The 2,357-nt window shown below is 69.0% G+C and carries 4 protein-coding genes; 2 read left to right on the forward strand and 2 right to left on the reverse strand.

Annotated elements, in window-relative coordinates; all coding sequences use genetic code 11:
* Positions 1–204: 204 nt before the first annotated feature.
* A complete protein-coding gene (locus FOY91_RS21140; protein ID WP_145156020.1) occupies positions 205–966 on the forward strand; it encodes a LytR/AlgR family response regulator transcription factor in 762 nt (253 codons plus the stop codon).
* Here the strand turns inward: FOY91_RS21140 and FOY91_RS21145 are convergent.
* A complete protein-coding gene (locus tag FOY91_RS21145; protein WP_145156014.1) occupies positions 963–1,361 on the reverse strand; it encodes an acyl-CoA thioesterase in 399 nt (132 codons plus the stop codon). The two genes, FOY91_RS21140 and FOY91_RS21145, sit on opposite strands and share 4 nt — an antisense overlap.
* Positions 1,358–1,645: a hypothetical protein gene (locus FOY91_RS21150; RefSeq protein WP_145156016.1), complete on the reverse strand. Its 288-nt coding sequence runs from the start codon at positions 1,643–1,645 to the stop codon at positions 1,358–1,360. The genes FOY91_RS21145 and FOY91_RS21150 overlap by 4 nt, the downstream gene beginning before the upstream one ends.
* A gap of 87 nt (positions 1,646–1,732) precedes the next feature.
* On the opposite strand from FOY91_RS21150, the gene FOY91_RS21155 reads away from it, so the two are divergent.
* On the forward strand, positions 1,733–2,161 hold the full coding sequence (locus FOY91_RS21155) for a CBS domain-containing protein (protein WP_145156018.1): 429 nt from the start codon (positions 1,733–1,735) through the stop codon (positions 2,159–2,161).
* The last annotated feature ends 196 nt before the right edge of the window (positions 2,162–2,357 follow it).

A 2,357-nucleotide genomic window follows, 5' to 3' on the forward strand; every position in this document is an offset into this window, starting at 1 on the left:
GGGCTGGTGAACGTGCGGCGGCGGCTGGCCGCGCTCTACGGCAAGGCGGGCACGCTGGCGGCCGGGGCGGAGGCGGACGGATTCGTCTCGCGCATCAGGCTTCCGGCGCAGGCCGGGGCGCCGGTCGACGCCTGACCACCGCCTTGCCGGCGCGGTGATCGCTATGGCACGCTCGGCTATCGGGGGTTGGGGTTCGTGACGACGATGCGGGTGTTGCTGGTGGACGACGAGGCGCTGGCGCTTTCGCGGCTGGAAACGCTGCTCGGCGAGATCGACGGGGTCGAGCTGGTCGGCACCGCGCGCAATGGGGAGGAAGCGCTGGCGGCGATCGCCCGGCATCGTCCCGATCTCGTCATCCTCGATATCCAGATGCCCGGTCGCGACGGCCTGCGCGTGGCGGCGGACCTGCCGGCCGAGGGGCGACCCGAGATCATGTTCGTCACCGCGCACGAGCGTTATGCCCCCGACGCGTTCGACGTGGACGCGGTGGATTACCTGCTGAAACCCGTGCGGTTCGACCGCCTGCGCCAGTCGATCGACCGCGCCCGCCGCCGCCAGGCGTTGCGCGCGCAGGCGGCGCGCGCCGGCGTGCTGGAGGAGCGGATGCTGCAGGCCGCGACCGCCCCGGCGCGTGACGGGATCGTCTTCTGGGTGCCGGAGCGCAACGGCCAGCGGCGCGTGCCGCTTGAGGCGATCGAGTGGATCGAGGCGGCGCGCGATTACGTGCTGCTGCATACCGACGTGCGGAGCCATATGCTGCGCACGACGATGGCGGGGCTGGAGGCGCGTCTGGCCGGCGGCGACCTGCTGCGTGTCCACCGCTCCGCCTTCGTCCGCCCGGCCAGGGTCCGCGAGGTCCAGCGGTCCGGCCGTTCGGTGACGCTGCTGCTGGAGGGCGGCGCCACGGTGCAGGTGGGGCCGAGCTATCTGCCCGTCGTGGAGCGCGCGCTCGGGCTGGGCAGTTAGGCGGCGCTGCGCGGCCCGGCGTCGGGCAACGGCCGTGGCCGATGATTCTCGTCCAGCGCGACGAAGGTGAACAGCCCGCTCGTCACCCGTTGCTCCTCCACCATCCTGTCGCGTCGGGCGAAGACCTCGATCCGGATCGCCAGCGACGTCCGGCCGCGCCGCTCGACATCGGCATAGACCGAGATCAGATCGCGCAAGAGGATCGGGGAGAGGAACTCCATCGCGTCGATCGCGACGGTGGCGACCGGTCCCTGCGCCTCCCGCCCGGCGACGATGCCGCCCGCGATGTCCATCTGCGCCAGAACCCAGCCGCCGAAGATATGGCCGTTGGTGTTGATGTCGGCGGGGCGGGGCACCACCCGCAGCACCGGGTCGCGTGTCGTCTGGTCGTTCATCGCCAATCCTCCGGGTTGGACGCCACGTCTTCGTCGTGGCCGCTGCCGGAACTGAGAAACGCCGCCATCATCAGTCCCGTCGCCAGCAGCACGGTGAAGCCGACGCCGGCGACCGTGGCGATCACCATGTGGACCGTCATCAGGCCGCCTTCGACATGCAGCCATGCCAGCGCCGCCGCCACCGCCAGCACGGCGACAAGCAGCATCCACCGCATCAGCCGGCGATAACGCGCCCAGGCCGCGGCAGCGACGGCGGGATCGGACAGTCCATGTTTCGGTGGCATCATGGGTTCCATTTGGCCCGTTCGCATGGGATCATCAAGTATGCCGCCGCCACCCGAGCGGCGTGTCGGAGAGAGAAGGAGGCGGACATGACCATCGCAGCGATACTCGGTCATCAGGATCGCGACGTCATCACCGTGGATGGCACGATGAAGGTGTCGGCAGTGGTGCAACTGCTGGCCGAGCGGCGGATCGGCGCGGTGCCGGTGGTGCGTGACGGCACGGTCGACGGGATCATTTCGGAGCGGGACATCTTGTACCGGCTGGCGCGCGAGGGGGCCGCGATCCTCGACCGGCAGGCTTCCGAGGTGATGACCACGCCGGCGATCACGGTGACGAGCGACCTGCCGATCATGTCCGCGCTGGGCCTGATGACCAAGCGGCGCATCCGCCATCTGCCGGTGGTGCAGGACGATCGCCTGATCGGCTTCGTCTCTATCGGGGATCTGGTGAAGATCCGGATCGACCGGATCGAGGCCGAGGCCGTGGCGATGCGAGATTATATCCAGAATGCGTGAACCGGCCGGCGCATCCCCCACGCGGCTGGTGCGTTGGGCGCGCGGAATTTTCGCCGGGTAACGCTGGTTACACGTCCTTGTCGTGTGGGTGTCGTAATTTTGTGCTTGCGGTGAGGTGAGTCGTTGGGTAGAGGGTTGTTCATCGGAACGGGGAGCGGCCTTCGAGGCGCTTTTCACTTCTTGATGGTATCGGAGC

The organism is Alterirhizorhabdus solaris (genome assembly GCF_007785815.1).
GTDB lineage: Bacteria > Pseudomonadota > Alphaproteobacteria > Sphingomonadales > Sphingomonadaceae > Alterirhizorhabdus > Alterirhizorhabdus solaris.